Origin of the sequence: Fibrobacter sp. UBA2449, from assembly GCF_002342555.1 — a bacterium.
In the GTDB taxonomy this organism is placed as follows: Bacteria; Fibrobacterota; Fibrobacteria; order Fibrobacterales; family Fibrobacteraceae; genus Fibrobacter.
Map to the genome: position 1 here is coordinate 94,304 of NZ_DDQF01000015.1, position 24,708 is coordinate 119,011.

19 protein-coding genes and 1 tRNA gene are annotated in these 24,708 nt (G+C 56.4%); 12 read left to right on the top strand and 8 right to left on the bottom strand.

What is annotated here, in order from left to right; translation table 11 throughout:
• The first annotated feature begins 83 nt into the window (after window positions 1–83).
• From B4B27_RS09725 to B4B27_RS09735, 3 genes are all read left to right on the top strand, one after another.
• Complete coding sequence (locus B4B27_RS09725) at window positions 84–2,354, top strand: glycosyl hydrolase (RefSeq protein ID WP_290726075.1); 2,271 nt, start codon at window positions 84–86, stop codon at window positions 2,352–2,354.
• 229 nt (window positions 2,355–2,583) lie between these two features.
• Entirely contained in the window at window positions 2,584–4,470 is a 1,887-nt protein-coding gene (locus tag B4B27_RS09730) for a T9SS type A sorting domain-containing protein (protein WP_290726078.1), read from the top strand.
• 158 nt (window positions 4,471–4,628) lie between these two features.
• On the top strand, window positions 4,629–6,491 hold the full coding sequence (locus B4B27_RS09735) for a glycosyl hydrolase (RefSeq protein ID WP_290726081.1): 1,863 nt from the start codon (window positions 4,629–4,631) through the stop codon (window positions 6,489–6,491).
• Window positions 6,492–6,501: 10 nt separating this feature from the next.
• Here B4B27_RS09735 and alaS read toward each other — a convergent pair whose 3' ends face one another.
• Window positions 6,502–9,147 (bottom strand): alanine--tRNA ligase, encoded by a 2,646-nt coding sequence (gene alaS / locus B4B27_RS09740; protein WP_290726084.1) that lies wholly within the window; start codon window positions 9,145–9,147, stop codon window positions 6,502–6,504.
• A gap of 408 nt (window positions 9,148–9,555) precedes the next feature.
• Between alaS and pflB the strand changes: the two genes are divergently transcribed.
• Window positions 9,556–11,817, top strand: a complete 2,262-nt coding sequence (pflB, locus tag B4B27_RS09745; protein WP_173382905.1) for a formate C-acetyltransferase — start codon at window positions 9,556–9,558, stop codon at window positions 11,815–11,817.
• A 91-nt stretch (window positions 11,818–11,908) separates the two neighbouring features.
• Here the strand turns inward: pflB and B4B27_RS09750 are convergent, their stop codons facing one another.
• From B4B27_RS09750 to B4B27_RS09775, 6 genes are read right to left on the bottom strand one after another with little or no spacing between them, the layout of a single operon-like run.
• Window positions 11,909–12,367, bottom strand: a complete 459-nt coding sequence (locus B4B27_RS09750) for a hypothetical protein (RefSeq protein ID WP_290726087.1) — start codon at window positions 12,365–12,367, stop codon at window positions 11,909–11,911.
• A gap of 3 nt (window positions 12,368–12,370) precedes the next feature.
• Complete coding sequence (locus tag B4B27_RS09755; protein WP_173366089.1) at window positions 12,371–13,522, bottom strand: glycosyltransferase family 2 protein; 1,152 nt, start codon at window positions 13,520–13,522, stop codon at window positions 12,371–12,373.
• Window positions 13,519–14,010 carry a thioredoxin family protein gene (locus B4B27_RS09760; RefSeq protein ID WP_290726090.1) on the bottom strand — a complete coding sequence of 164 codons (492 nt, stop codon included), beginning with the start codon at window positions 14,008–14,010 and terminating at the stop codon, window positions 13,519–13,521. Before B4B27_RS09760 ends, B4B27_RS09755 begins: the two co-directional genes overlap by 4 nt.
• The gene (locus tag B4B27_RS09765; RefSeq protein WP_290726091.1) at window positions 14,007–14,360 is read right to left on the bottom strand and encodes a hypothetical protein; all 354 of its coding nucleotides are present in this window, start codon (window positions 14,358–14,360) and stop codon (window positions 14,007–14,009) included. Before B4B27_RS09765 ends, B4B27_RS09760 begins: the two co-directional genes overlap by 4 nt.
• A 14-nt stretch (window positions 14,361–14,374) precedes the next feature.
• Window positions 14,375–15,295 carry a signal recognition particle-docking protein FtsY gene (gene ftsY / locus B4B27_RS09770; RefSeq protein ID WP_290726093.1) on the bottom strand — a complete coding sequence of 307 codons (921 nt, stop codon included), beginning with the start codon at window positions 15,293–15,295 and terminating at the stop codon, window positions 14,375–14,377.
• Window positions 15,296–15,318: 23 nt separating this feature from the next.
• Window positions 15,319–15,900: an ATP-dependent Clp protease proteolytic subunit gene (locus B4B27_RS09775; RefSeq protein WP_072809322.1), complete on the bottom strand. Its 582-nt coding sequence runs from the start codon at window positions 15,898–15,900 to the stop codon at window positions 15,319–15,321.
• Window positions 15,901–15,996: 96 nt separating this feature from the next.
• On the opposite strand from B4B27_RS09775, the gene B4B27_RS09780 reads away from it, so the two are divergent.
• From B4B27_RS09780 to B4B27_RS09815, 8 genes are all read left to right on the top strand, one after another.
• Window positions 15,997–16,761: a type I 3-dehydroquinate dehydratase gene (locus tag B4B27_RS09780; RefSeq protein ID WP_290726095.1), complete on the top strand. Its 765-nt coding sequence runs from the start codon at window positions 15,997–15,999 to the stop codon at window positions 16,759–16,761.
• 121 nt (window positions 16,762–16,882) lie between these two features.
• Complete coding sequence (locus B4B27_RS09785) at window positions 16,883–17,347, top strand: PTS sugar transporter subunit IIA (protein WP_173366093.1); 465 nt, start codon at window positions 16,883–16,885, stop codon at window positions 17,345–17,347.
• Window positions 17,348–17,397: 50 nt separating this feature from the next.
• A tRNA-Val gene (locus B4B27_RS09790) sits at window positions 17,398–17,472 on the top strand.
• Window positions 17,473–17,575: 103 nt separating this feature from the next.
• Window positions 17,576–18,868: a TolC family protein gene (locus B4B27_RS09795; RefSeq protein WP_290726097.1), complete on the top strand. Its 1,293-nt coding sequence runs from the start codon at window positions 17,576–17,578 to the stop codon at window positions 18,866–18,868.
• Window positions 18,869–19,073: 205 nt separating this feature from the next.
• The gene (locus B4B27_RS09800) at window positions 19,074–20,591 is read left to right on the top strand and encodes a T9SS type A sorting domain-containing protein (RefSeq protein WP_290726099.1); all 1,518 of its coding nucleotides are present in this window, start codon (window positions 19,074–19,076) and stop codon (window positions 20,589–20,591) included.
• 192 nt (window positions 20,592–20,783) lie between these two features.
• Window positions 20,784–22,307, top strand: coding sequence for a T9SS type A sorting domain-containing protein (locus B4B27_RS09805; protein ID WP_290726102.1), 1,524 nt, complete (start codon window positions 20,784–20,786; stop codon window positions 22,305–22,307).
• A gap of 310 nt (window positions 22,308–22,617) precedes the next feature.
• Entirely contained in the window at window positions 22,618–22,998 is a 381-nt protein-coding gene (locus B4B27_RS09810) for an Hsp20/alpha crystallin family protein (protein ID WP_173381139.1), read from the top strand.
• A gap of 174 nt (window positions 22,999–23,172) precedes the next feature.
• On the top strand, window positions 23,173–24,063 hold the full coding sequence (locus B4B27_RS09815; RefSeq protein WP_290726104.1) for a DUF58 domain-containing protein: 891 nt from the start codon (window positions 23,173–23,175) through the stop codon (window positions 24,061–24,063).
• A 3-nt stretch (window positions 24,064–24,066) separates the two neighbouring features.
• Here B4B27_RS09815 and B4B27_RS09820 read toward each other — a convergent pair whose 3' ends face one another.
• Window positions 24,067–24,705, bottom strand: coding sequence for a CatB-related O-acetyltransferase (locus B4B27_RS09820; RefSeq protein WP_173381137.1), 639 nt, complete (start codon window positions 24,703–24,705; stop codon window positions 24,067–24,069).
• Between the last annotated feature and the right edge of the window lie 3 nt (window positions 24,706–24,708).

Here is a 24,708-nt window from a genome sequence, read left to right on the forward strand (position 1 = left end):
AAGGGGGCCGGGGCACCCCCTATTAATATATATTCAAGGAAAACAAAAAAAGGATGTGTATGAAAATCACAAAATTTGCATGGATGTTTGGTCTCGCAGCGGTCAGCAGTTTCGCCGCGCAATACGAAGCCGAAGACGGAACGATTACCAAAGATGCCGCTGTCGCTACCAGCACAGCGGCCTCCGGCGGTAAGTATGTCAAGATGAACGGCGGCGATATCACATTCCCGACCGTGACTGTCGATGCGGCAGGCCAATACACGGTCGTCATCCACTACATGAACAACTACGGTGGCGACAAAATCAACAATGTCGGTGTCGGAAGCACCTCCGCGCAGGTTTCCTTCCCCGTTACGGACAAGGACAAATTTGTGGACGTCGAAACAGTCCTCGCCCTTGCCGCAGGCGCAAATACAATCGCCATCACCAATAGCTGGGGCTGGATTGACGTGGACTATATCGAAGTCAAGCCTTACGAAGCGAAGGCTTTCGATCTCTGCAATGCGCCCGTCACAGCAAACGCGACCCCCGCTGCCAAGAAACTCTACAACTTCCTCGTCAACAACTTCGGCAAAAAGACCATCTCCGGCGTGATGACCGGTAATATGGATGCCTACACCATGGGCGATGCCACCCAGCACGAAGACGTGCAGGCAGTTTACAAGGCCGGTGGCAAGTATCCGGCACTCATCGGCGCCGACCTCATGAACGCAACCGGCGCGAACAAGGACGAAGGCTGGTTCCAGCAGTACACCGAAAAGGCCATCGACATCGCGAAGACCACCTGGAAGAAGGGCGGCATTCCGGCTTTCACGTGGCACTGGCGCCCCGGTGACGAAGTGGAATTCTACGTGAAGGGCGCACACGAAACCTACACTGAATTCGACTTCACCGAAGCTTTCATAAAGGGCACCACCACCTGGGATACCCTCTCGGCAGCCTACAAGGCGCTCGTCGGCGATATTGACCGCGTTTCCGAAATTTTCCTCGGCCTCCAGACAGAAGGTGTCGCCGCCATCTTCCGCCCGCTGCACGAATCCGGCGGAAACTGGTTCTGGTGGAGCACGCACACGGGCAAGCAGTTCGCGGCCCTCTACCAGTTGCTCTACGAACGCATGGTGTTCAAGAACGGCGTGAACAACCTTATTTGGGATTTCAACCCGCAGGACGCCTCCAAGATTTCCTGGACTCCGGGCGAAACCTATTACGATGTGTTGAGCGTCGATATCTACAACAAGGCTAATGACCACCAGAGCAACAGCGCCGCATTCATCGACTTTGCCAACAAGGGCGGTACGAACAAGCTTATTTCCCTCAGCGAAAACGGCCCCATCCCCGATGTAGACAAGATGTACGACGAGGGAGCCGCCTGGAGCTGGTGGATGCCGTGGTACGAATCCTGGGGAAGCGCTTTTGTCAGCCAAACCGCCGCAAGCGTATGGCAGAAGAACCTCGCCGACGAACGCATCATCACGCTTGATGAAATGCCCGGCTGGGACAACTACAACGAAGCAGCATCCGCAACGAAGGTTTGCCCCACCTCTACAGAAAACGCCAAATACGGAGCAGGTAGCGGTTCTTCGGAAGACTACAAGAACATGATGATGGCCGTGACCTACAAGACTCTCGGAGAGGACGGTGCGAACATCGAACTGCAGAAGGTGCCGGATCTGACTGGCGCATCGACCGTCTCCGTCAAAATCACGAACAATGGTTCGGGCGGTGCAGACGGTGGTGTCTGGGTAGGCCTCGCCTTTGTGCGCAACGGCATGAAGGATAGCCTCTGGACCTGGGAAATGTCCCCCTCTACCGGATGCTGGCTCAACGACGGTGCCTCCTCTACTTGCGAATTCGACATCACCAAGTACGAAGACGATGCTGGCGTGGAACATCCCACGGACCTCGACAACCTCTTCTCCGTCACGCTGATGGTCGCCGCCGTGGGATTCTCGGGCACCATTACCTTTGACGACCTCGTCGCCGACAACGGGAAGGTGATTTCCGCATTCGACAAGAAGACGGAACTCTTCACGACCGCCACCCAGAGCAAGGATTTCGTCTCGAAAATCGAGCTCGTGGACGAGAACGGCAATTCCGACGCCATCAAGACCGTGGCCGCCTCTGCCGCCAAGTTCGGCATCCAGGGCAACACAATTTCGCTTTCTACCGCGAAGGCGGGTATGGTATCGGTCGACGTGTTCGGCCTGAACGGCAAGCGCGTCGCGACACTCTACAAGGGCAACCTCGCCGCGGGCAGCTATGCGTTCAGCCTCGAGAACATGCCGAAGGGTAGCTACATCGTGCGCGTGAAGGGCGCGGGTATTGCCGCTACCAAGCCGATTCTCGTCAAGTAAAGTTTCCTCCTAACTCCAAAGCCCTGCAGGTTTTCGCCTGTGGGGCTTTTTTCGTATAGAAGCCGCAAAACAAGCGCAAGATGGCCGCAGGTTCAGCTTTTTCGCGCTCGCCCGGTGTGGACAAATCCGGCGGTTTTTGTCAACACCCCAAGGCGAAAAATGTCCTTTTTGCGCCAGCGATTTATAGTTTTCGGGTAAATGCCTCCGAAGGGGCGTTTTGAGGAGTTATATGAAAAAATTGAGTTTTGCGGCTCTTTGCGGGGCCTTTTTGCTCGGTGGAACCGCTTTTGCGGCTCCGGGCCTCACGGTGAGCGGCACCGACCTGCTCTATAACGGCAAGAAAATCTTCTTTTCGGGCACAAACCTCGCCTGGAGCGATTACAATTCCGACGTGGGGGCTTCCCCGCTGAACGAGAACGCCTGGCGCAAGGCTGTGGAAGGCACGCGCGCCGCGGGCGGTAACGCTATCCGCTGGTGGCTTTTCAACAACATGAGCCAGAGCCCCGAAATCGACCAGACGACGCACCTGGTTTCGGGCCTCAAGGAAAACACCATCAACAACATGAAGAAGGCCCTGGACATCGCCGAGGAATACGGCGTGATGGTCTCGATGTGCCTCTTCAGCCACAACCTGATGGAACCCAACCAGTGGGGACTTTACGACGAAAAGCTCGACATCACCGCGAACACGAACCTGTTCGAGGACGAGGGCACGCAGGCGTTTATCGACAATGCGCTCATTCCGGTGGTGAAGGCGATTGGCAACCACAAGGCGCTCATGACCTGGGAAGTTTTCAACGAGCCCGAGGGCATGACGAGCGAATGCAGCGGCTGGACCACCAAGAAGATGGCGCTTTCCAAGATCCAGGCATTTACGAACAAGGTAGCGGCAGCCATCCATACCGAAAACCCGGAACTGCTCGTTTCTACGGGTAGCGTGAACATTCAGTATCAGAAGCACTGGAACGACGCGGCCCTCGTGGCGGCGGGCGGCAAGGCGAACGGCACGCTCGACTTTTTCCAAACGCACTACTACCCGTATTACCAGAACGATGCGGTGAGCCCGTTCGTGAATACGGCGGCCCAGATGGCGAGCAAGTACGGTTACGATAGCAAGCCGATGATTATCGGCGAATTCCCCGCAAGCGGCTGGAAGGGCGATACCTATACCGCAAGCATGGCGGCAAAGACCCAGATTTCGACCGAGGAATGCTACCGCAAGGCATTTGACGGCGGTTACGCGGGCGCACTCGCCTGGCAGTACATCGGCGACAAGACCGAATCGAACTTCGGCGGCTACACCTACACGATTGACCCCGCGCTTGACGCCATGAAGGCACTCGCCGCAACGGAAGAGGCGAGCATCAAGATAAAGGATGTAGCAATCAGCCAGGAAGGCGGCGACGGCAAGATGTCGGTGACCTACGGTGGCGATAACGCGCAGATTGAATACCAGAAGACATGGGACCTGAGCAAGGCCAGCACGTTCACGTTTGAGGTGACGAACAAGGGCGCGAGCGACGCCCAGCTGCACCTGATTTTCAAGCTGACGGATGCTTGGACCTGGACTCCAGTGAACGACGATGCCGGCGCATGCGTTGTGCCCGCGGGCGAATCGACCGTCTGCTCCTTCGATATCTCGAGCTTTACTGACCGCAACAAGACATTGAGCGTCGTAATCGCGAACTACGCGCCGGGCTACACCGGAACGCTCCTGTACGATAACTTCAAGGCGGGCGACCAGGTTCTCTGGGACTTCAACGAAGACAAGTACGATGCCTTCAGCCGCGGTTTCGAGAATACCGAAGAGATGATTCCCGAAATCAAGATCGTATTCGGCACAACATCCATCGGGAAAGAACCGCATGTGGCCGCAGTCAAGGCGGGAGCATCTTTCAAAATTTACGGCAGCACGATTTCGCTTGTGACCGCGAAGGCGGGCGACGTGAGTGTGGACGTTTACGGCATGAACGGCAGGCGCATCGCGACCCTCTTCCACGGAGCGCTCGCGCAGGGCAGCTACGCGTTCAGCCTCGAGAACATGCCCAAGGGAATGTATATCGTGCGCGTGAAGGGCGCGGGCATCACCGCGACGCAACCCGCGCTTGTAAAGTAAAGGATTTCTGACTCCTCGCCCCTGCGGGTTCACGCCTGCGGGGGCATTTTTTTTTTGACATTGTGCGCCACGCAACAGGTTTTCTTTCTTTTTTCTTGTAAAAAAAAAACCAGCCCTTTTTTAGGGTATATTTAAAGCATAAAATGTATGGAGTGTTTATGGAATTCAGGTCTTTCGCGGCAATGGCCGCATTCTTCGTAGCGGTATCCGCTTTTGCCGCCCCCACAGTCTACGAAGCCGAAGCACAGCCGGGCGTAAATGCCGGCGATGTCTCGGCAGATTCCACCGGAGCGAAGTTCGTGACGAAGTCCTCCGGTACCGAGTTCACCTTCACGGTGAATGTCGAAGAAACCGCGATGTACGACATCACGACCAAGGTGCTCATCAAGCAGTACGACTGGACAACCTCCAAGATTCTCGTGAACGGTGTCGAGGCGGGCTCGATGCTCACCACCCCGCGCAACTGCGATTCCAGCTACGTGGTGGCGGCATCCGCCAAGATGCGTACCGGAGAGAACACGATTACCGTAGGGAATGGCGCCATCGGCGTGGACTACATTACCGTGGAACGCCATCCCGACCCTGTTTTCAACATCAGCGCACTTCCCGTAACGCCTAACGCGAGCGAGAGCGCCAAGAAGGTCAAGACATTCCTCCGCGACAACTTCATGAAGAAGACCGTGAGCGGCATGATGATTAGCGACCAGAACTTCAACTACGACTACGGCAACATGAAGCTTTTGAAGGCGGGCGAATGCACTCCGGCGGATTCCTGCAAGTTCAGCGACGAGGAAGTCTCGTGGAAGGGCCAGACCGACATTGCCGAGTTCTACAAGCGCAGCGGGCACTACCCGGCCGTGGGCGGGTTCGACATGCTCTTTGCCGCGGGCGGGCATCACGAGGAAGGCTGGTTCCGGGGCTACACCGAGAACAACCTGGTCATGACCGAGCAGCTGTGGGAAATGGGCGGCATTCCGACCTACACCTGGCACTGGAAAGTCGGCGAAGACACGATTTTCTACACGCAGCAGGAAGGCTACAGGAATGCGGGTTGCACCGAAGGCGTCACGAAGACGGCCGACAACAACACCTGCTTCAACTACACGAAGGCCTTCAAGGATTCCACCTGCAAGGAGATTGACGCGACTTCGCAGGTCTACAAGGACATCGTCGCCGACGTGGACATTGTTTCGGGCTATTTCAAGGAACTCGAGGAAAAGAGAATCGCCGTCGTGTGGCGCCCCCTGCACGAGGCCAGCGGTGGCTGGTTCTGGTGGGGCGTGGGTAGCCCCGAGTGCTACGTGCAGCTTTACCGCCTCGTGTTTGACCGTATGGTGAATACAAATAAACTCACGAACCTCATCTGGGTATGGAACATCAATACCGACCCGAAATTCGGTTACGACTACAGCGCGCTCAATGCGAAATGGTACCCAGGTGACGAATACGTGGACATTGTCGCGGTCGATATTTACGACCCGCTTAACAACCACAATTCCGCTGCCAACTACTTCAACAAGATAGTGAGCGACGTCGGAACCAAGAAGCTCATCGCCCTGAGCGAAAACGGCGCCATCCCTGATATCGACAGCATCGCCGAAGACAAGGCCTATTGGAGTTACTGGATGACCTGGAGCCAGACTTGGAGCGGAAATTTCCTCGAAAAGACTCCTACCGACATGTGGAAGAAAAATCTCGACGACGAACGCATCATCGCGCTTGACGACATGCCCGGCTGGGACAAAGTAATCACCCCGGACGTCATCCGCGCAGGCCGAAACATTGTCAGAAAAGCAGAAATCTCCTTGCAGGGCAAAGACCTCGCCATTGCATTACCGCAAGCGGGCGTAACCGCCATCGCCATTTTCGACATTACGGGACACCGCATCAAGACGCTGAACATAGGCGTTCTCGATGCCGGTACGCACGCATTCTCGCTGCAGGGTCTTGCACAAGGCAGCTACATCGTGCAAGTCAAATCCGGCAACGAGAGATTCGCGCAGAAGATTCAGATAAAATAAGGAAGCCTTATTAGGCGCCGAGCTTCGCGCGAATCCAGTTGTTGGCGTTCGCAATGGCACCGGCAATCTTGTCGACTTCCTTGGTGCCGGCCTGAGCGCGGTCCGGGCGTCCACCGCCGCGGCCACCGCAAGCAGCGGCAAGGTCCTTGACGAGGTCTCCGGCCTTGATGCCCTTGGCCTGAACGTCCTTGCCCACCATCACGGCGATGCTTCCGTTACCGTTCACCTTGTTCGCAATCACGGCAACGCTGTCGGTTGCAAGCTTGTTCTGGATGCCGTCGAGCAAGTCCTTGTACTTGTCTTCGGGCATGTTGAGTTCGCGCACAAACAGGTTCACGCCCATCACGTTGATGCCACCGTTCAACACTTCGGCCGCAATGAGGGTCGCAAGTTCGAGCTTCACGGACTGCAGGCTCTTCTCGAGGCTCTGCGTCTTGGAGAAGGTCTGCTGGATGCGGTCGAGAACTTCGACGTCCTTGCAGCGGAGCTGTTCGCGGAGAGCGGTCAAAATCTGCGTACCGGCGCGGAGCAGCGAGAGCGCGCCACGGCCAGAGACTGCTTCAATACGGCGCACGCCAGCGGACACGCTAGATTCAGAGATAATCTTCACGAGGCCGATGTTACCGGTGTTCTGCACATGCAAGCCACCGCAGAGTTCCTTGGAGAATTCTTCGTTTGCGCAGCCCATCTTCACGACGCGGACTTCGTCGCCATACTTTTCGCCGAACAGAGCCATGGCACCGCTTGCCTTCGCTTCATCAACCCCCATCACCTGGGTGTTGACCGGCAAGCATTCCATCACCTTCGCGTTCACGATGTCTTCGACCTTCTGGATTTCCTCGGCGGTCATCGCGTTGAAGTGGCTGAAGTCGAAGCGGAGGAGTTCGTTCGAAACGAAGCTACCCTGCTGCTGCACGTGAGTGCCGAGCACCTGGCGGAGAGCGGCTTGCAGCAAGTGAGTGGCGGAGTGGTTCTTGCGAATATCGTTACGGCGGTCGTTGTCGACGGTTGCCATGAACACGGCGCTCATCGTCTCTTCGTTGGCCGTACCCTTCTTCACCTTACCGCGGCAGAGGGCGGTGTCGTTCACCTTCACGGTGTCGAACACGTCAATTTCGAGGTCGCCGGAAACGAGCGTACCCTTGTCGCCGACCTGGCCGCCCATTTCGGCGTAGAACGGAGAAGTTTCAAGAACGATGCTGAGCACGCCCTTGTCTTCGCGCCAGCGGACAACCTTCGTTTCACAAGCGGAGAGTTCGTAACCCACGAATTTGGTGCTTTCTTCGCTGTACTGCGTCCAGCCTTCGGTACCCATGGTGTTGATGCCCTGCTTCATGTTGGCGCGGGCGCGGGCCTTCTGTTCTTCCATGCACTTGTTGTAGCCTTCTTCGTCGATCGCAAGGCCCTTTTCTTCGGCGAGGATGCCGGTGAGGTCCGGCGGGAATCCGTAGGTATCGTAGAGGAGGAACACCTTGTCGCCCGGAATCTTGTCGCCCTTCTTGAGGTCGGCGGAGATGGCAGCGAAGCGTTCGAGGCCGGCGTCGAGCGTGCGGATAAAGCTTTCTTCTTCGCTCTTGATCACGCTTGCGACGAATTCCTTGCGTTCGCGGATTTCCGGGAAGGCATCGCCCATCGTGTCAGCGAGCACCTGCACGAGCTGGCAAATGAACGGTTTCTTCTGGCCGAGCAGGCGGGCAAAGCGGCTGGCGCGGCGAAGGATGCGGCGGAGCACGTAGCCACGGCCTTCGTTGCTCGGGAGTGCGCCATCGGCAATAGCGAAAGAAATGGCGCGGATGTGGTCGGCAATCACGCGGTGCGGGGTGCCGGCTTCGCCATCGTTGTACGGAACGCCACTGAGTTCAGCAATCTTTGCGATAATCGGGGTGAACACGTCGGTGTCGTAGTTGCTGGTCTTGCCCTGCAGAATAGCGCAGATACGTTCGAAACCCATACCGGTATCGACGTTCTTAGCCTTCAGCGGAATGAGGCTGCCGTCGCTCACGCGTTCGTACTGCATGAACACGTTGTTCCAAATTTCAATATAGCGGTCGTTTTCGCCGTTCACGCCCTTGATGGGGTCCTTGAACGTTTCGGCCTGGGTAGCGAGGTCGCCGCGGTCGTAATGGATTTCGGAGCAGGGGCCGCACGGACCGGTGTCGCCCATTTCCCAGAAGTTGCTGTGGGCATCAAAGCGCATGATGCGATCGTCCGGGAGGCCGGACACGTCCTTCCAAATCTGCCAGGCTTCGTCATCGTCCTGGTACACGGTGGCAAACAGGCGTTCCTTCGGGAGCTTCCAAACTTCGGTCAAAAGTTCCCAAGCCCAGGCGATGGCTTCTTTCTTGTAGTAGTCGCCGAAGCTCCAGTTACCGAGCATTTCGAAGAAGGTGTGGTGGTAGTTGTCGCGGCCCACCACGTCGAGGTCGTTGTGCTTACCGGACACGCGGAGGCACTTCTGGCTGTTGCATACGCGTTTCCAGCCCTTCGGATTGTCGCCAAGGAAAATTGCCTTGAACTGGTTCATGCCCGCGTTCGTGAACATGAGCGTCGGGTCGTCATGCGGGACCACCGGCGAAGAACGCACGAAGAGGTGGCCCTTGGATTCAAAGAACTTGATGAAAGATTCGCGCACCTGCGCAGAAGTCATAGTAGGCATAATGTGTCCCTTTTATTTTTCGGCACAAAGATAGAAATTTCATCCCAAAAAAAGAAACCCCCGGACAAGTCCAGGGATTCCTTTAGGAGGAGAACATTTAGTATGCCTTAAAAATACACATTTTTTTTCCTCTCAACGTAAAAAAAACGTAAATTTCCAAACCAGACTGTATCAACAGTATCGCACATCCAAAACTTCGCATTTCAATATATCATTATGGTTCAACAAGTTACAAAAAAAAGACATTTACCGGTTGCAAATTTATAATTTATTGTTTATATTTGTAATAATTACAAAAACAAGAAAACCGAGAAGCAAGGCCCGTAACACCCCAGAACTGCCCTTTCTTTTTTGGTAAATTTGGAAAAAACAAGGACTTTTTGAATAAGGATGCAAAGAAGGTAAAGCATGATTGTCAAGGAAGAATGGGATGGCTTCGTAGGCCAGCGCTGGAAAGAGGACATCAACGTCCGCCTGTTTATCCAGAAGAACTACAAGCAATATGACGGGGACAAGTCGTTCCTCGTAGGGCCGACAGACGCTACAAACAAGCTCTGGAACAAGGTCCAAGACTTACAGAAGCAAGAGATTGCAAAGGGCGGCGTGCTCGACATGGACACCGACGTGGTTTCCAGCCTCACGAGCCACAAGGCAGGCTACATCGACGACGCCATGAAGGACCTCGAAAAGATCGTGGGCCTGCAGACGGACAAGCCCCTGAAGCGTGCGTTCATGCCGTTCGGCGGCATCAAGATGGCCGAAGAATCGTGCAAGAACTACGGCTACACGCCGAGCGAAGAACTGCACCACATCTTCACGGACTACCACAAGACGCACAACCAGGGCGTGTTCGACGCGTACACCCCGGCCATGCGCGCGGCCCGCAAGGCGCACATCATCACCGGGCTTCCGGACACCTACGGTCGCGGTCGAATCGTGGGCGATTACCGCCGCGTGGCACTCTACGGCATCGACTACCTCATCGAGAAGAAGATGGCCGACAAGGCCCTCACCGACGAGACCGACATGTCCGAAGAAGTCGTCCGCCAGCGCGAAGAACTCGCCGAACAGATCAAGGCGCTCCAGGGCATGAAAGAAATGGCAAAGATCTACGGCTACGACATCTCGCAGCCCGCGAAGACCGCCCGCGAAGCCGTGCAGTGGCTCTACTTCGGATACCTCGCCGCCATCAAGACACAGAACGGCGCCGCCATGAGCGTGGGTCGCGTTTCCACGTTCCTCGACATCTACATCAACCGCGACATGCAGAAAGGAATCCTCACCGAAGAGGAAGCCCAGGAACTCGTCGACCACTTCGTGATGAAGCTCCGCATGGTGAAGTTCGCCCGCATCACGAGCTACAACGAACTCTTCAGCGGTGACCCGGTGTGGGCAACCCTCGAAGTCGCAGGTATCGGCCAGGACGGACGCCACATGGTAACGAAGACGGACTACCGATTCCTCCACACGCTCGTGAACATGGGCCCCTCGCCCGAACCGAACCTCACGGTGCTCTACAGCCCGCGCCTGCCCGAGAACTTCAAGAAGTTCGCCGCCGAAATCTCGGTGAAGACAAGCGCCATCCAGTACGAGAACGACGACACGATGCGCCCCATCTGGGGCGACGACTACAGCATCTGCTGCTGCGTGTCCGCCACGCAGACCGGCAAGGAAATGCAGTTCTTCGGTGCCCGTGCGAACCTCGCGAAGACGCTCCTCTACGCCATCAACGGAGGCAAGGACGAAGCGATTTGCAAGGGGCAGCAGATTGGCCCCGAGTACCCGCCCATCACGAGCGAATACCTCGACTACGACGAGCTGGTGCACAAGTTCGACCTCTACCTCGACTGGCTTGCCCGCCTGTACGTGAACACGCTGAACCTCATCCACTACATGCACGACAAGTACTACTACGAGGCAGCCGAGATGGCACTCATCGATACCGACGTGCGCCGTACGTTCGCGACCGGCATTGCAGGTTTCAGCCACGTGGTCGACAGCCTCTGCGCCGTGAAGTATGCAAAGGTGAAGGTCATCCGCGACAAGGAAACGGGCCTCGCCCAGGATTTCCAGATCGAAGGCGATTTTCCGCGTTACGGAAACGACGACGACCGCGCCGACGATATCGCCGTGTGGTTGCTCAAGACGTTCATGGCGAAAATCCGCCAGAACCCCACGTACCGCAAGTCCGAGCCGACAACCAGCATCCTCACTATCACAAGCAACGTTGTCTATGGCAAGGCGACTGGCACGCTCCCAGACGGACGCAAGGCAGGCGAACCGCTCTCCCCGGGTGCGAACCCGAGCTACGGAGCCGAAAAGAACGGCCTGCTGGCAAGCCTCAACTCGGTGGCGAAACTCCCCTATGAATACGCCCTCGACGGCATCAGCAATACGCAGACCATCAACCCCGCCGCACTCGGAAGCAATGACACCGAACGCACGGAAAAGCTCATGCAGGTGCTCGACGGCTACTTCGGCAAGAGCAGCCACCACCTGAACGTGAACGTGTTCGGCATCGAAAAGCTGAAGGACGCGATGGAGCACCCGGAGAAGGAAGAATACCAGAACTTCACTATCCGCGTATCCGGCTATGCGGTGCGTTTCATCAAGCTTACGCGCGAACAGCAGCTCGACGTGATCGCCCGCCAGGCTCACGGCGTGCTGTAATAACGCTTATCGCAATTATCAGGAAGCCCCCGAAAGGGGGCTTTTTTCGTGCAAACAGATTCCGGTTTGCAAAAACGGGAAGGCAATCTCGCTACAGCTCTATCAGGACACCTATCTGCAAGAAGGCGTACCCGTGCCCATCGTGGTTGAGAAATTCGTAACCGCCCATGACCAGGATGGAAGAATAGTCGCCGTTCTTGATATCGACGCCACCGCACGCACGCCAGAACATCTGGTGGCGCTCACCTATCATGTATCCGATATCGCCCGTCGCGACCGGCATCACCTGCCGCCCAAAAGGAAGGCGCACCCAGAGGCTACCGGAAAGAGGGACATAGCCCACGTTATCAAGCTCCTGGTAGCCGCCGCCAAACCCCACAAAGAGCATCTGGTCGATAGGATACCACAGGTGCCCGTAAAAGCTCATGTTGAACTTCGAGAGTTCACTCACATGGTTTACAACTCCACCCTGAACATCCATCGTGAAGGCGTTCGCCGGAATCGCGGCAAACGCAATCGCAAACAAAATAGCAGTCAGGAATTTTTTCATAAGCTACTCGTCGCTGCGGGCTTCGCGAGCCCAGCCGCCGCTCTTTTCGCGGGAGAACGAAAGGAAGAACCCCTTGAGGAGAGCGAAATTCATCGACATGAAATAATAGGCGCTGGGCACGGCCTTAGTGACGCAAATGAGGAACGCGAGCACAAGGAGACCGAACGACACCTGGTAAAACAAGCCCAGGGGTAGCAGCAGTGCATTCAGCACGAACAGGAGGATAATGATATGCGGGGAGAACCAGCGCAGAATCTTGTGCGAAAAGAAGAGGTAGGCAAGCAGCGGCCTGAACGGGTTCAGGAGCGGCAGGTAAGAAAGCAGGTAGTTGAAGTTCGCCCGCCCGATACGCACCTTGCGGCGGAACTCGCCGCTCCCTTCCTTCGACGTCTGCTCCGTTCCGATGGCGCTCGCGACAAACGTGCAGAAATAACCTTTCTGGAGAATCTTCGTCGTAATGAAGAAGTCGTCCATGACGCTCTTCTTTACGGGCAGTTCCGTATAGAGTTCCCGGCGGATGGCATAGAGGGCGCCGTTACCGCCGATGAGCCGGTCCAGGATCCCCTCGAATTTCTTGATTTCGGATTCCAGGTCCCAGTACGAACTTTCGCCCTGTCCAAGCATGGTCCCGCTCTTGTCCGAAAGAATCAGGTGACCGCAGGTGCAACCGATTTTCTTGTCCTTGAAGGGTTCCACCAACTTGCGGACCACGTTCGGGAAAAACATCGTGTTCGCGTCACAGAATACAAGGATATCGCCCTTCGCAATTTTCTGCAGACGGTTGAGCATCGCCGCCTTGCCCGCGTTCTTCGGCGCCTTCACGAGGGTAATGCCCTTGTCGGCGTAGCGCGCGACAATCTCCGCGGTGCGGTCGGCAGAGCCATCGTCGCCAATCAGCACCTCGAGTTTTTCCTTGGGATAGTCGATTTCGAGGATATTCTGGATTTTCCTCTCGATGACGCCTTCCTCGTTGAACGCAGATATGAGGAGCGAGACATTCGGCAATTCGAAATGTTCGTCTATGTGGCGACGGCGGCGTTTGAACAGTTCACTCACGAACGGGAGCGTCACCGGGAATATCCCGTAACAAAGCGCAAGCAAGAAGAACAGCACCCAGTAGGCAACCTGTATGTAAAAAAGGACCTGTTCGTTCATCGCTTGCTCCATTCCTCTTCCTTCGCCAAAAACTGGTACAGGAGAGACTGCATTTCCTGCGGACTCATGGAATCCGTCACTGTCAATATAGAAAGCCCCTTGGGAGCGAGCAGCACGAACGACGGCAAAGTGCTCAATTCCCACACCTGGGTCATGCAATCCTTCACAATCTTATGCTCGCCGTCACACGTAATCTTTTCCTTGGATTCCACGTCAAGCTTCACCGCATAGAACTTGCCGTTCAGGAGAGAGGCGACCGTCGAGTCGGAATAGACGTTCGCATCCATGACTCGGCAAGGGAGACACCAGTCCGCATACAGGTCCACGAAGATGAGCTTCGGATTCTGTTTCGCCTTTTCGAGGGCCTTGGAATAGCTCATCCAATGGACTTGGGGCTTCTGCATGGGCACGGCTGACAATGCCGGAACCGAAAGGACCAGCAGAACCGCACAGACGAGGCCAGCGATGGAGAGGCGGCGCGGGCTCACTTTTTCTTCCCCTTTTTCTTGTCATCCTTGGGCTGTTTCGGAATCCCAAGCAGGGAATCGACATGTTCCACCACGGCCTGCTGGAACGGGACCCAGCTTTCGGGATTTTCAAGCACCTTGTCGCAGGCAGCCGCAAACGACTCCGTGTCGTAGCCGTATTTCTGAAGGATAGTCCGGCGCGCCAGTCTCACGTTCGGAGCCTCCTTGCCATAGGCCTGTTCGGCCATCCGCACCTCGACGAACGCCTTCACCAGTTTCTTATCGACCGAAGGGGCATCGTCGGAGCAGCCCGCCAGGAGCGCAAATGCGCAGCATAGAGGAACAAGGAATTTTCGCACCGGCAACGCCATCGCAATCCGCTCCGTCAGTTTTTCTCTTCCAGCGCGTTCTCGAAAAGGCCTTCCACGTATTCGGCCTTGCTGAAGGGCACCAGCTGGTCGATGCGCTCGCCCATGCCAATCCAGCGGATGGGAATCTGGAGCGAACTTGCGATGCTGAGCACGGCACCTCCACGCGCAGTCCCGTCGAGCTTGGTGACCACGAGGCCCGTCAGGGGGAAGCTCTGGTTGAAAATCTTCGTCTGGTTGATGGTATTCTGTCCGGTATTGCCGTCAATCACGAGCCACATGTCGTGCGGAAAATCCGGGTTCACCTTTTTCACCACGCGGACTATCTTCTTGAGCTCTTCCATCAGGTAGTCCTTGTTGTGCAGGCGGCCGGCGGTATCAATCAGCACCACGTCGCACCCGCGGGCGACGGCGGCCTGGCACGCGTCAAACGCGACGGCTGCCGGGTCACTCCCTTCCTGGTGCTTCACGAATTCTGCACCGCTACGCTGCGCCCATGTTTCCAGCTGTTCGATGGCCGCGGCGCGGAACGTGTCGCAGGCCGCAATCATCACCTTCTTGCCTTCGCCTATCCAGCGGGCGGCGAGCTTGCCAATCGTAGTCGTCTTGCCGGCGCCGTTCACGCCAATCACGAGAACCACGTGCGGCTTGCCCTTGAGTTCAAACGGCGGCGGGTCCTTCAATAAGCGCTCCGCCTCGCTCCGCATGATGTCGAGCACCTGCTCGGTGGTGAGCGACTTGCCCAGCGCCTGTTCACGGAGGGCATCCGTCAGCAGGAACGCGGCTTCCACGCCCACGTCTGCCTTGATCAGGTGTTCCTCGAGTTCCTCGAGCGTGTCGTCGGTAATCTTGCCCGCGCCGACAATGCCCTTGAGTTCGCCCATGAGGGCGTCGCGCGTCTTTGCAAGACCGCTCTTGATGGCAGAAAACAGGCCCATTTCTAGAATCCTTTAACGCGCCGTTAGACGAGGCTCTCGACCTTGTCGACCAGGCCGTAGGCCTTGGCCTCTTCGGCACTCATGAAGTTGTCGCGTTCGGTGTCGCGGTCGATTTCCTCGATCGTGTGGCCCGAGGTCTCGGCAAGGATCTTGCCCGTGATGCCGCGGATACGCAGCATTTCTTCGGCCTGGATCTGGATGTCGCTCGCGGGAGCCACAATCTCGCCGTGAATGAGCGGCTGGTGAATCATGATGCGGGCGTTCGGCCATGCAACGCGCTTGCCCTTCGCACCGGCAGTGAGGAGGACCGCCCCCATCGAAGCAGCCTGGCCGCAGCAGACCGTCACGACGTCGCTCTGGATGGCGTTCATGCAGTCGTAGATGGCGAGACCGCTAGAAATCACGCCGCCCGGGCTGTTGATGAAGAACACGATGTCTTCGTGGTTCAGGGAATCCAGGTACAGGAGCTGCTTCACGATGCGTTCGGCGCTCTCGTCATCGACGCCGCCCCACAAGAAGATGCGGCGCTTGGAGGCGAGGAATTCTTCCGCCTTCTTCATCATTTCCGGAGTCTGGTTTTCTTTCTTTTCGTTGCAATCGGCCATAATAAATCCTTTTTGTTCGGGTATAATTTAGAAATTTCATTTTATTATCGTCCCGAAAGCACGGATTGTAAAGCGCCAAATTCCTATATTTAACGTATGCCCGCGAGCAACGAAAAAATCCTGGTCGGCCTCATCGGCCCCGAAGTCCTCTCCGCCATCGAAGAAGACTCCATGAACCCCGTGTTCCTGGACATCGAGGCATGCAACGCGCTCGAAATCCGCTACGACTTCTTTCCCGAAAAGGAATGGCCCGCGCTTTCAAGGCGCGTGAAGAAGATTGCCCCGGGCGCCATGCAGGTAGGCACCATCCGCCTGGAACGGGACGGCGGCAGGTTCCCCGACAAGGACGCGTACTCGCGCATCCCGCTCTGGTCAAAGATTCTTGCCGAAGGCGATGTGCCCGAATGGCTCGACCTGGAGCAGGACTGCCTGTACGACTTCAAGAACCTCAAGAATCTCGCCGACCTCCGCAAGACAAAGATTCTCGTATCGCAGCACAATTTTTTGCGCATTCCGAACCTGCAGGAACTGGACGACTTCGCCCGCGACTGCCTGCGCATGAAGGCCGACGGCCTGAAGATTGCCGCCATGAGCAACAGCGAAACCGACTGCGAGCGCCTGTACAAGTTCGCGCGCATCCATTCGCAGAATTTCGAGCTCTTCGCCGCGTTCGGGATGGGCGAAACGGGCAAGGCGAGCCGCATCTGGTCGCTCAAGGAGGGGGCGAACCTCACCTACGGGTCAATCGGGCAGGCGCAGGCCCCCGGCCAGGTGGACGTCGCGCGCATGGAAAAGGCCATCAGGGAACTCGAAAACCTGAATTCGCCTTTCGAAACTGCAGATTTGCTGTCAAAATTCTAATAATTCGACATTTCGGCCCCTCTTCGCAGGGTCCAAAAATTATTTTATGAATACAATCTCGAAATTTGTGTTAAATTTTTCTAAAATATAAGTTTGGTGGGATAGAATAAGGAAAAACAAAATGCGACTTTCTGAAAGATTCGTAGACAACTGCATCTTGATCAACTCTGCGAGCAAGACGAAGGAGGACATCCTCAACGAGCTCGTCGACACGCTCTGCAGCGCCTACAAACTTGAACACCGCGACGAGATTTTCGAAGCCGTCTGGAACCGCGAGCAGAGTCGCTCCACCGGTATCGGTTGCGGGCTGGCCGTCCCCCATGCAAAGATCGACTATGTAGACCGCATGTGCATGGTGGCCGCCACTGTCGAGAACGGTCTCGACTTCGCTTCCTTCGACGGCGAACCGGTCTACCTGCTCATCCTCATCGTGAGCCCGGGCAACACCGTGGGCCCCCACCTCAAGGCGCTGTCTTCCGTAAGCCGCCTCCTGGCCGACGGCAACGTGCGCAAGGACCTCATCGCCGCCAAGACCCCGGCCGAGTTCCTTACCATCCTCCGCGGCGCCGAGGACAAGTACCTGTAGTCACCCCTTGACAAGGTCAAGCACCTTTTTTATATTTGCGCTACCATTTTGGACGGTTAGCTCAGTTGGTTTAGAGCGCTGCTTTCACACGGCAGAGGTCACTGGTTCAAATCCAGTACCGTCCACTCGAAGAGGTCCGGCATCGTCCGGGCCTTTTCCGTTTCTGTTTTTTTTATCTTATACACCCCGGACACGCAACGCACCGTTGCATCCGCGCATCTAAATGGCATGAACAACAGAAAGGCTATCATTCTCGCGACCCTCATGACGGCAACCCTCGCCCAGGCCGACACCTGGACGCTTGACGCATGCCTCAAGCAGGCGAAGGAAAAGAGCCTCTCGCTCGAGACCGCGAAACTCCGCGAACAGCAGGCCGAAATCAACATCAAGCAGGCAAGCATCGGCAACCGCCCCACCGTTTCGGCCAGCATCCAGAACACGCTCTACGACCACCCCTTTGTCCACAACGAAGACCACTACCGCCTGAGCCTCGGAATTTCGGGCTCGTACACGCTTTGGGACGGCGGGGTGAGCGGCGCCACCGTCGAAGTGAACCAGCTCAAGAAGCAGTCCGCCGCACTCGCCACAAAGCAGACCGAACGCAGCATCCAGGAAGGCGTGCTGAACGCCTACATGAGCCTCCTCGCCGCACAGGAGAACCTCCGTACCGCAGACGCATCCGTGGAACTCTCGCAGGCGGAATTCGAGCACTACGGCAAGCTTTTCGAGGCGGGTTCCATCACCAAGAAGGACCTCACGCAGAGCCAGTCCAACGTGCTGCAGAAGCAGGTGGCGCAACTCTCGGCGCAGCTTGCGGTAAGTACCGCGAAGACAACGCTCCGGCAGCTGCTGGAACTGGGCGACGACGCCGAATTCGACATCTCCGCGCCGGAATCTTCCATCGCCTCCCCCGACTCGCTCGAACCGCTACCCGCGCTCGCCGACCTCAAGAAGGCGGTCAGGGAGCAGCACCCGGGCCTCAAGTCCGATAGCGTCTCGGTTCGCGCGGCGAAGAAGAACACCGAGGTTGCGGGCAAGGGAAGTTCCATCACGGTAACGCTCGGCGCAAACTCCAGCACGGGCCTCCAGGCTTGGGAGTCGGGCGCATACGGCGACCAGCTCAAGTACGGCTGGCAGAATTCCGTATCGCTCGGCATCAACATCCCCATTTACGACGGTGGGTCCACAAGCAACAAGGTGCTCCTCGCGCAGGTCAGCGAATCGGAAGCGCAGCTCGGCATGCAAGAGACCGCAAAGAACCTCGAGAACAACATCGAGAAGCTCTACCTGAACGCGGTGAGCGCCGACATGCAGTGGAAGGCGGCAATCCTCCAGGTGGAAGCCGAGAACGAGGCACTCCAAGTCGCCGAGGAACAGCGGGGCGCGGGCGCACTCACCTACACCGACTACCTCACCCAGAAGAACAACCTCGAGAAGGCGCAGGTAACGCTCGTGAACGCGAAATACACAAGCCTGCTCGCCCGTAAGGTGCTCGACCTGTACCAGGGCAAGCTGGACTAGTTCCAAGGCACCAAAAAAAAATTCAGGAACGCCGGAAAAAGCGGCGTTCTTTTTTTCATGTTTTTCATTTTTTCGCGTTTCGATTCTCAAAATAACGTGGACAATTTATCCATAAACTAAAATTTACATGCGGTGGATTTAAACATAAATATGGGTAGATTTGAGGGTGGAGTATTGGGATATTCTAAAAAAAGGAGAGTTGAAGATGAAGAATCTTCTGGTTATTGGAGTAGCCCTCGCGGTATCTGCCGCATCCGCATACACCCTAAGCGGCACCGTCACCGACGGTAGCAAAAACGGCCCCGCCATCAGCGGAGCCAAGGTCCAGCTTCTCAAGGAGAACAAGACCGCGACAACAGATGCGGAAGGCAAGTTCACCATTCACGAAGACGAACAGGATACAATTACCCCGCCGCCCGACGCGCTGCACCCCATGCAGGCCCCAGGCTACATCAGCATCAATTCGGGAATCCTCTCTTACTCCCAGAACGGGAGCAACCCCATCCAGGTCAAGATTTTTGACGCCATGGGCAACAACGTGTTTGGCCAGACCCTCTATGGCGCAGGCCAGGTGGACCTTTCCTCCGGAGTGAAGGCGAAAGGAACCTACTTTGCGAAGGTTTCCATGGGCAGCGTGAAGCAGACCATCCGCTTCAGCGCAAACGGAACCTACACCAATTCCTTCGATAGCAAAGGCCGTGCCCTGCTGAAGGAAGTCCAACCGGGAGAAAAACTCATCATCTCCGCCGACGGCTACGACACGCTCTCCATGGCGCTCAGCACGCTCGACACGAATCTCAACATTTTCCTCAACAAGATAACCAGCGGCGAAGAACAGTTCACCTTCGGCTACGCATTGAAGAACGACCCGCGCCCGAGTAAGGGTTGCGGCACGACGTCAAAGCTGCAGAAGACCAAGAGCGTCGAAAACGGCGACCGCTTCGAAATGAGAGTGGGCAGCGACAACCGCGAATACTTCATCACGCTACCGAAGAACTACGACAACAAGAAACCTTACAAGCTGCTCTTCGCCATGCACTGCATGGGCTCTAACGCCGAGGACTTCGTCCACCACTATCCGGACCAGGACCATCCGTCTCCGTACTACGGCCAGCAGAAGCTTGATACGGAAGGCAACTACATCTTTGTCGCCCCGCGTGGCGATACCGATGGCATGCCGTGGAGTGTCAGCAGCGACAAGGACCACAAGTTCATTGACCAGCTGATTACGACTCTCGAAGAGAATTACTGCATCGATACCACCCGTATCTTCATGACGGGCTTCAGTTTCGGCGCCATGGTCACTAACTCCATGGCCCAGGACATGCAGCACCGCCTGCGCGCCGTGGCCGTGTATGCAACGGCCGACTACAATATCTACCTGCCGCAGAACAAGGGCAAGCCTATCGCCTGGATGGCCGTGCACGGCAAGAACGACGGCACCTGCCAATACAACCGCGCTCGTGACAGTGCACTCAAGCGCATCCTCAAAAACAACGGTAAGGCCGATGCAGATGGCAACTTTACCGATGCCAGCGCAGAAAAGCCGAAGGAAGTCGGCGGCGCCGGCCACCTCTGCTATGATTTCACAACCGTCGACGAACGCTTCCCGGTCAAGTTCTGCAGCTGGAACGGTCAGCACCAGTGGACCGCCTACGACAACGGCAACTGGCAGAACACCTGGGTGCCCGAAGAAGTCCGCAAGTTCTTCGAACAGTTCTAAAGAGTACCTCCATAACCAACCCAAGCGGTCCCCCTTCATCGGGGGGCCGTTTCTTTATCCCTGTAAATTTGTTTTTGTAGACAATTCATCCATGAATAGGGCGGGCGAGCACACGACATTTCATATGTCACGATTTAGATTAGTTTATTGCAAGGTGTAGTTCCTAATAGTTTTTTGGGAAAAGGAGTGTTCATGACAATCAAGGGTTTCAGTCTTTTCACGGCAGCATGCCTCTTCGCATTCTGCGGGACCGTTTCTGCATATACCGTATCGGGAACCGTTTCCGATGACCAGGGCAAAGCCATCAAGGGCGCCACAGCGAGCCTCCTCAAGGAAGGCAAGACCGCTACGACCGACGACCAGGGCAAGTTTACCATCCACGAGGACGAGGAAACGGGAATCAGGCCGGTTACAGGCGCCACCGCCGGCTACATCGGCATAAGCAACGGAATCCTCTCTTATGCGCAGAGCGGCAGCAAGCCCGTCGAGGTCATGATTTTCAACTCGCTCGGAAACCGGGTGTTCGCCCAGACCCTCTATGGCGCAGGCCAGGTGGACCTCACCTCCGGCGTGAAGGCCAAGGGCACGTATTTCGCCAAGGTGACCCTGGGAAGCGCGACACAGACCCTCCGCTTCAACGCGAACGGCTCCTACACCAATTCCCTCGACAGCGAAGGCCGCGCCCTCCTGAAACAGGTGCAGCAGAGCGAATCCATCCGCTTCGTGGCCGAAGGCTTCGACACGCTCACGGTCCCCCTCGGCACTCTCGACACCACGCTCGATGTCAAGCTCGTAAAGACCGCACCCCAGTTCAAGTTCGGCTATGCAATCGGTAACGACCCCACGCCCAGCAAGGGCTGCGGCTCCAATTCCAAGCTGCAAAAGGTCAAGAGCGTCGAGAACGGCGACCAGTTCCAGATCCGGGTAGGCAGCGACAACCGCACCTACTTCGTCACCCTGCCCAAGAACTACGACAACAAGAAGCCGCACAAGGTGCTATTCGCGCTGCACTGCTACGGCAGCAAAGGCGAAGACTTTGTGCACCACGACCCCGACTACGACCACCCCACGCCCTACTACGGCCAGCAGGTGCTCGACAAGAACGGCGACTACATCTTCGTCTCTCTCGATGCGATTGGCGGCCTATGGAGCAAGGGCCAGGCCGACCATGACTTTTTCGCCCAGACACTCACCACCCTGAACGAGAACTACTGTATCGACACGAGCCGCGTGTTCATCACCGGGTTCAGCTACGGAGCCATGTTCAGCTACTCGCTGATGCAGGACATGCAGAGCCGGGTCCGCGCAGCGGCCACCTACGCCGTGGCCGACTACAATATTTGGCTGCCCGAGGGTAACGCGATGAAGAACCTGCCTATCGCCTGGATGAACGTGCACGGCGTGAACGACGACCGCTGCGACTACAACCGCGCCAAGAACAGCGCACTGCCGAGAATCCTGAAGAGGAACGGCAAGGCCGACGCGAACGGCGACTTCACCGACGCGAGCAGCGAAAAACCGCAGGAAATCAGTGGGAACACCGGCCACGTGTGCTACGATTTCAAGAAAGTGGACGAACGCTTCCCCGTCAAGTGGTGCAGCTGGCCCGGAAACCACCAGTGGACCGCCCACGACACGGGCAACATGAGCATCGGCTGGAACTGGGAACAAACCTGGGTGCCCGAAGAAGTCCGCAAGTTCTTCGAACAGTTCTAAAGAGTACCTCCATAACCAACCCAAGCGGTCCCCCTTCATCGGGGGGCCGTTTCTTTTTTACCTCTGCGACTTTTCAAAATGATAAATGCCGGCGTTTCGCACGTGAAACCGGCATGTTTTTTTATGAAATAGGCTGCCATGGTTTTGGCACGGCTTTAGCGCAAAACTGTCGATTTTCTTCAAAAAATGGCAGATTTTCGTTTCCGGATGCATCAGTCACCCGTTTTGGCACGGAGTTCGCTTATAGTAGTGCGAAGACAAAAAACAATGGGTTCCCGCCAAAAGGGCCCGCAACAAAAGAGGTAAAATTATGATCAACGCACAGATTCTCCCGACCGCATTCTATGGCATCCAGAACTTCCTTGACAACTTCAACGCCGAAGCCGCCAAGGGCGAATGCACCTACACGCCGAAGGCCGACTACTACGAGACCGAAAACGGGTTCGCATTGGAAGTCGAGCTCCCGGGCGTGAAGAAAGAAGACATGGACATCCAGGTCGAAAAGAACATCATCACCGTCAAGGCGACGCGTGTCCGCAGCAAGGACGAGAAGTTCACCTTCGAGCGCAGCTTCCGCTTGGCCGACGACATCGACACCGAGAACATCAAGGTATCGCTCGAAAACGGCATCTTGAAATTCGACTTGTCGAAGAAGGCCCAGGCCGCAGCCCGCAAGCTGACCGTCGGCTAATCGATTAAGAATGTACTCCAATCGTTGTTCTCCTTAGAGGGCTCCCGGTTTACGCCGGGAGTTCTTTTTTTGGACTTTCGCGCACGAATTTTGTATATTCACATGAGAAAATGGAGATGCCCTGTCATCCTGGAGGCCAAAGGCCGATAGGATCAAGGCGGGCATGACAAAATAATGCTTGATAAAGAAGTTCTAAAGACCGTCAGCCGCATCGAGCTCAGCGTTCGCGGCACGCTCGACACCGTGATGACCGGCGCCTACCACAGTTCGTTCAAGGGAAACGGTATGGAGTTCAGCGAGGTCCGCGAGTACATGCCGGGCGACGACGTGCGTACCATCGACTGGAACGTGACCGCTCGTACCGGCACGCCCTACGTGAAGAAGTTTATCGAAGAGCGCGAAATGACCATGCTTTTGATGGTCGACGCGTCCAGCAGTTCGGAGTTCGGTTCCGGCAAGCAGATGAAGGGAGAGGTCATGGCGACCCTCACCGCACTCCTCGCCTTCGCCGCCATCAAGAACAACGACAAGGTGGGGCTTTTAATTTATACGGACCAGGTCGAACTGTTCATACCGCCGGAAAAAGGCCGCAAGCACGTGCTGCGACTCATCCGCGAAATCCTTTATTTTAAGCCGGAGCACCACGGCACGAACACGCAGGTGGCGCTGGAGTATGCAGGCAAGATTCTGAACCGCCGTGCCGTGGTCGTGGTGATGAGCGACTTTCTGGACGAAGGTTTCGAGAACGCCTTCAAGATTCTTCGCAAGCGCCACGACGTGCTTGCGGTCTCCGTGGTGGACCCGCGCGAAATGGAACTCCCGCCCGCAGGCCTCGTGGAGCTCGAAGACCCCGAGACGGGCGAAACACTATTGATTGACACCGGCGATGCGGCATTCCGCGAGGCGTTCGCCCGCGAGGCAAAGCGCCAGGGCAAGGCGACCAAGGAACTGTTCCAACGCATGTCGATTGACTTCGTGCGCATCGAGACCCACGACGACTTCAAGGAAACCGTTGCCCCGCTCATCGAGCACTTCAGGCGCCGCGCGAAAGCCGCAAGAATGTAGGACTTACACCATCCTTTTTTTCAACTCCCGCTTTACGGCCTCCAAATCGCCGTTCGTCAGCAAGGGAATCAACGCGTTGATTTCTTCAACGGGTTTGTCCCACCATTTGAACTTTAGCAGCAGCGAAGTCAATTCGCCGTCAAAGCGGTGACGGATTGTTTCAGCAGGATTCCCGACCACGACCGCGTAGGGTTCCACGTTGCTGCCGACGACGCTGTTTGCACCAATGATGGCACCGTCGCCAATATGCACGCCAGGCAAAATAGTCGCGTTCTGCCCAATCCACACGTCGTTCCCAATGACGGTATCGCCCTTGAACGGCATGTCGCCAGCGGCAGGCGGTTTCATGTTCCAGCCTTCTAGCGTGTAGAACGGGAATGTGGAAACGGCGTTCATCTGGTGGTTCGCCCCGTTCATTACAAATTCTACGCCCGCGGCAATCTGGCAGAACTTCCCGATAATGAGCTTGTCGCCGATAAAGTCGTAATGGTGCGTCACGTGGCTTTCAAATTCCGAGTCGGCGATGTAGGTAAAATCCCCGACGATGATGTTCGGGTTCTTGATGGTAGGCTTGACGTAGATTTCCTTGTCGTAGCCAGCAATCGGGTGGACTGTATTTGGATTGGGGATTTTATTGTTCATAGC

What these genes read in the sequence shown, in the direction of transcription:
- B4B27_RS09750 (WP_290726087.1), bottom strand. Translation starts at nt 12,367, where the DNA reads ATGAAAAAATTCCTGACTGCTATTTTGTTTGCGATTGCGTTTGCCGCG.
- B4B27_RS09805 (WP_290726102.1), top strand. Translation starts at nt 20,784, where the DNA reads ATGACAATCAAGGGTTTCAGTCTTTTCACGGCAGCATGCCTCTTCGCA.
- B4B27_RS09725 (WP_290726075.1), top strand. Translation starts at nt 84, where the DNA reads ATGTTTGGTCTCGCAGCGGTCAGCAGTTTCGCCGCGCAATACGAAGCC.
- B4B27_RS09775 (WP_072809322.1), bottom strand. Translation starts at nt 15,900, where the DNA reads ATGGCCGATTGCAACGAAAAGAAAGAAAACCAGACTCCGGAAATGATG.
- pflB (WP_173382905.1), top strand. Translation starts at nt 9,556, where the DNA reads ATGATTGTCAAGGAAGAATGGGATGGCTTCGTAGGCCAGCGCTGGAAA.
- alaS (WP_290726084.1), bottom strand. Translation starts at nt 9,147, where the DNA reads ATGCCTACTATGACTTCTGCGCAGGTGCGCGAATCTTTCATCAAGTTC.
- B4B27_RS09730 (WP_290726078.1), top strand. Translation starts at nt 2,584, where the DNA reads ATGAAAAAATTGAGTTTTGCGGCTCTTTGCGGGGCCTTTTTGCTCGGT.
- B4B27_RS09795 (WP_290726097.1), top strand. Translation starts at nt 17,576, where the DNA reads ATGAACAACAGAAAGGCTATCATTCTCGCGACCCTCATGACGGCAACC.
- B4B27_RS09735 (WP_290726081.1), top strand. Translation starts at nt 4,629, where the DNA reads ATGGAATTCAGGTCTTTCGCGGCAATGGCCGCATTCTTCGTAGCGGTA.
- B4B27_RS09815 (WP_290726104.1), top strand. Translation starts at nt 23,173, where the DNA reads ATGCTTGATAAAGAAGTTCTAAAGACCGTCAGCCGCATCGAGCTCAGC.
- B4B27_RS09800 (WP_290726099.1), top strand. Translation starts at nt 19,074, where the DNA reads ATGAAGAATCTTCTGGTTATTGGAGTAGCCCTCGCGGTATCTGCCGCA.
- B4B27_RS09785 (WP_173366093.1), top strand. Translation starts at nt 16,883, where the DNA reads ATGCGACTTTCTGAAAGATTCGTAGACAACTGCATCTTGATCAACTCT.
- B4B27_RS09820 (WP_173381137.1), bottom strand. Translation starts at nt 24,705, where the DNA reads ATGAACAATAAAATCCCCAATCCAAATACAGTCCACCCGATTGCTGGC.
- B4B27_RS09765 (WP_290726091.1), bottom strand. Translation starts at nt 14,360, where the DNA reads ATGGCGTTGCCGGTGCGAAAATTCCTTGTTCCTCTATGCTGCGCATTT.
- B4B27_RS09780 (WP_290726095.1), top strand. Translation starts at nt 15,997, where the DNA reads ATGCCCGCGAGCAACGAAAAAATCCTGGTCGGCCTCATCGGCCCCGAA.
- B4B27_RS09810 (WP_173381139.1), top strand. Translation starts at nt 22,618, where the DNA reads ATGATCAACGCACAGATTCTCCCGACCGCATTCTATGGCATCCAGAAC.
- B4B27_RS09755 (WP_173366089.1), bottom strand. Translation starts at nt 13,522, where the DNA reads ATGAACGAACAGGTCCTTTTTTACATACAGGTTGCCTACTGGGTGCTG.
- ftsY (WP_290726093.1), bottom strand. Translation starts at nt 15,295, where the DNA reads ATGGGCCTGTTTTCTGCCATCAAGAGCGGTCTTGCAAAGACGCGCGAC.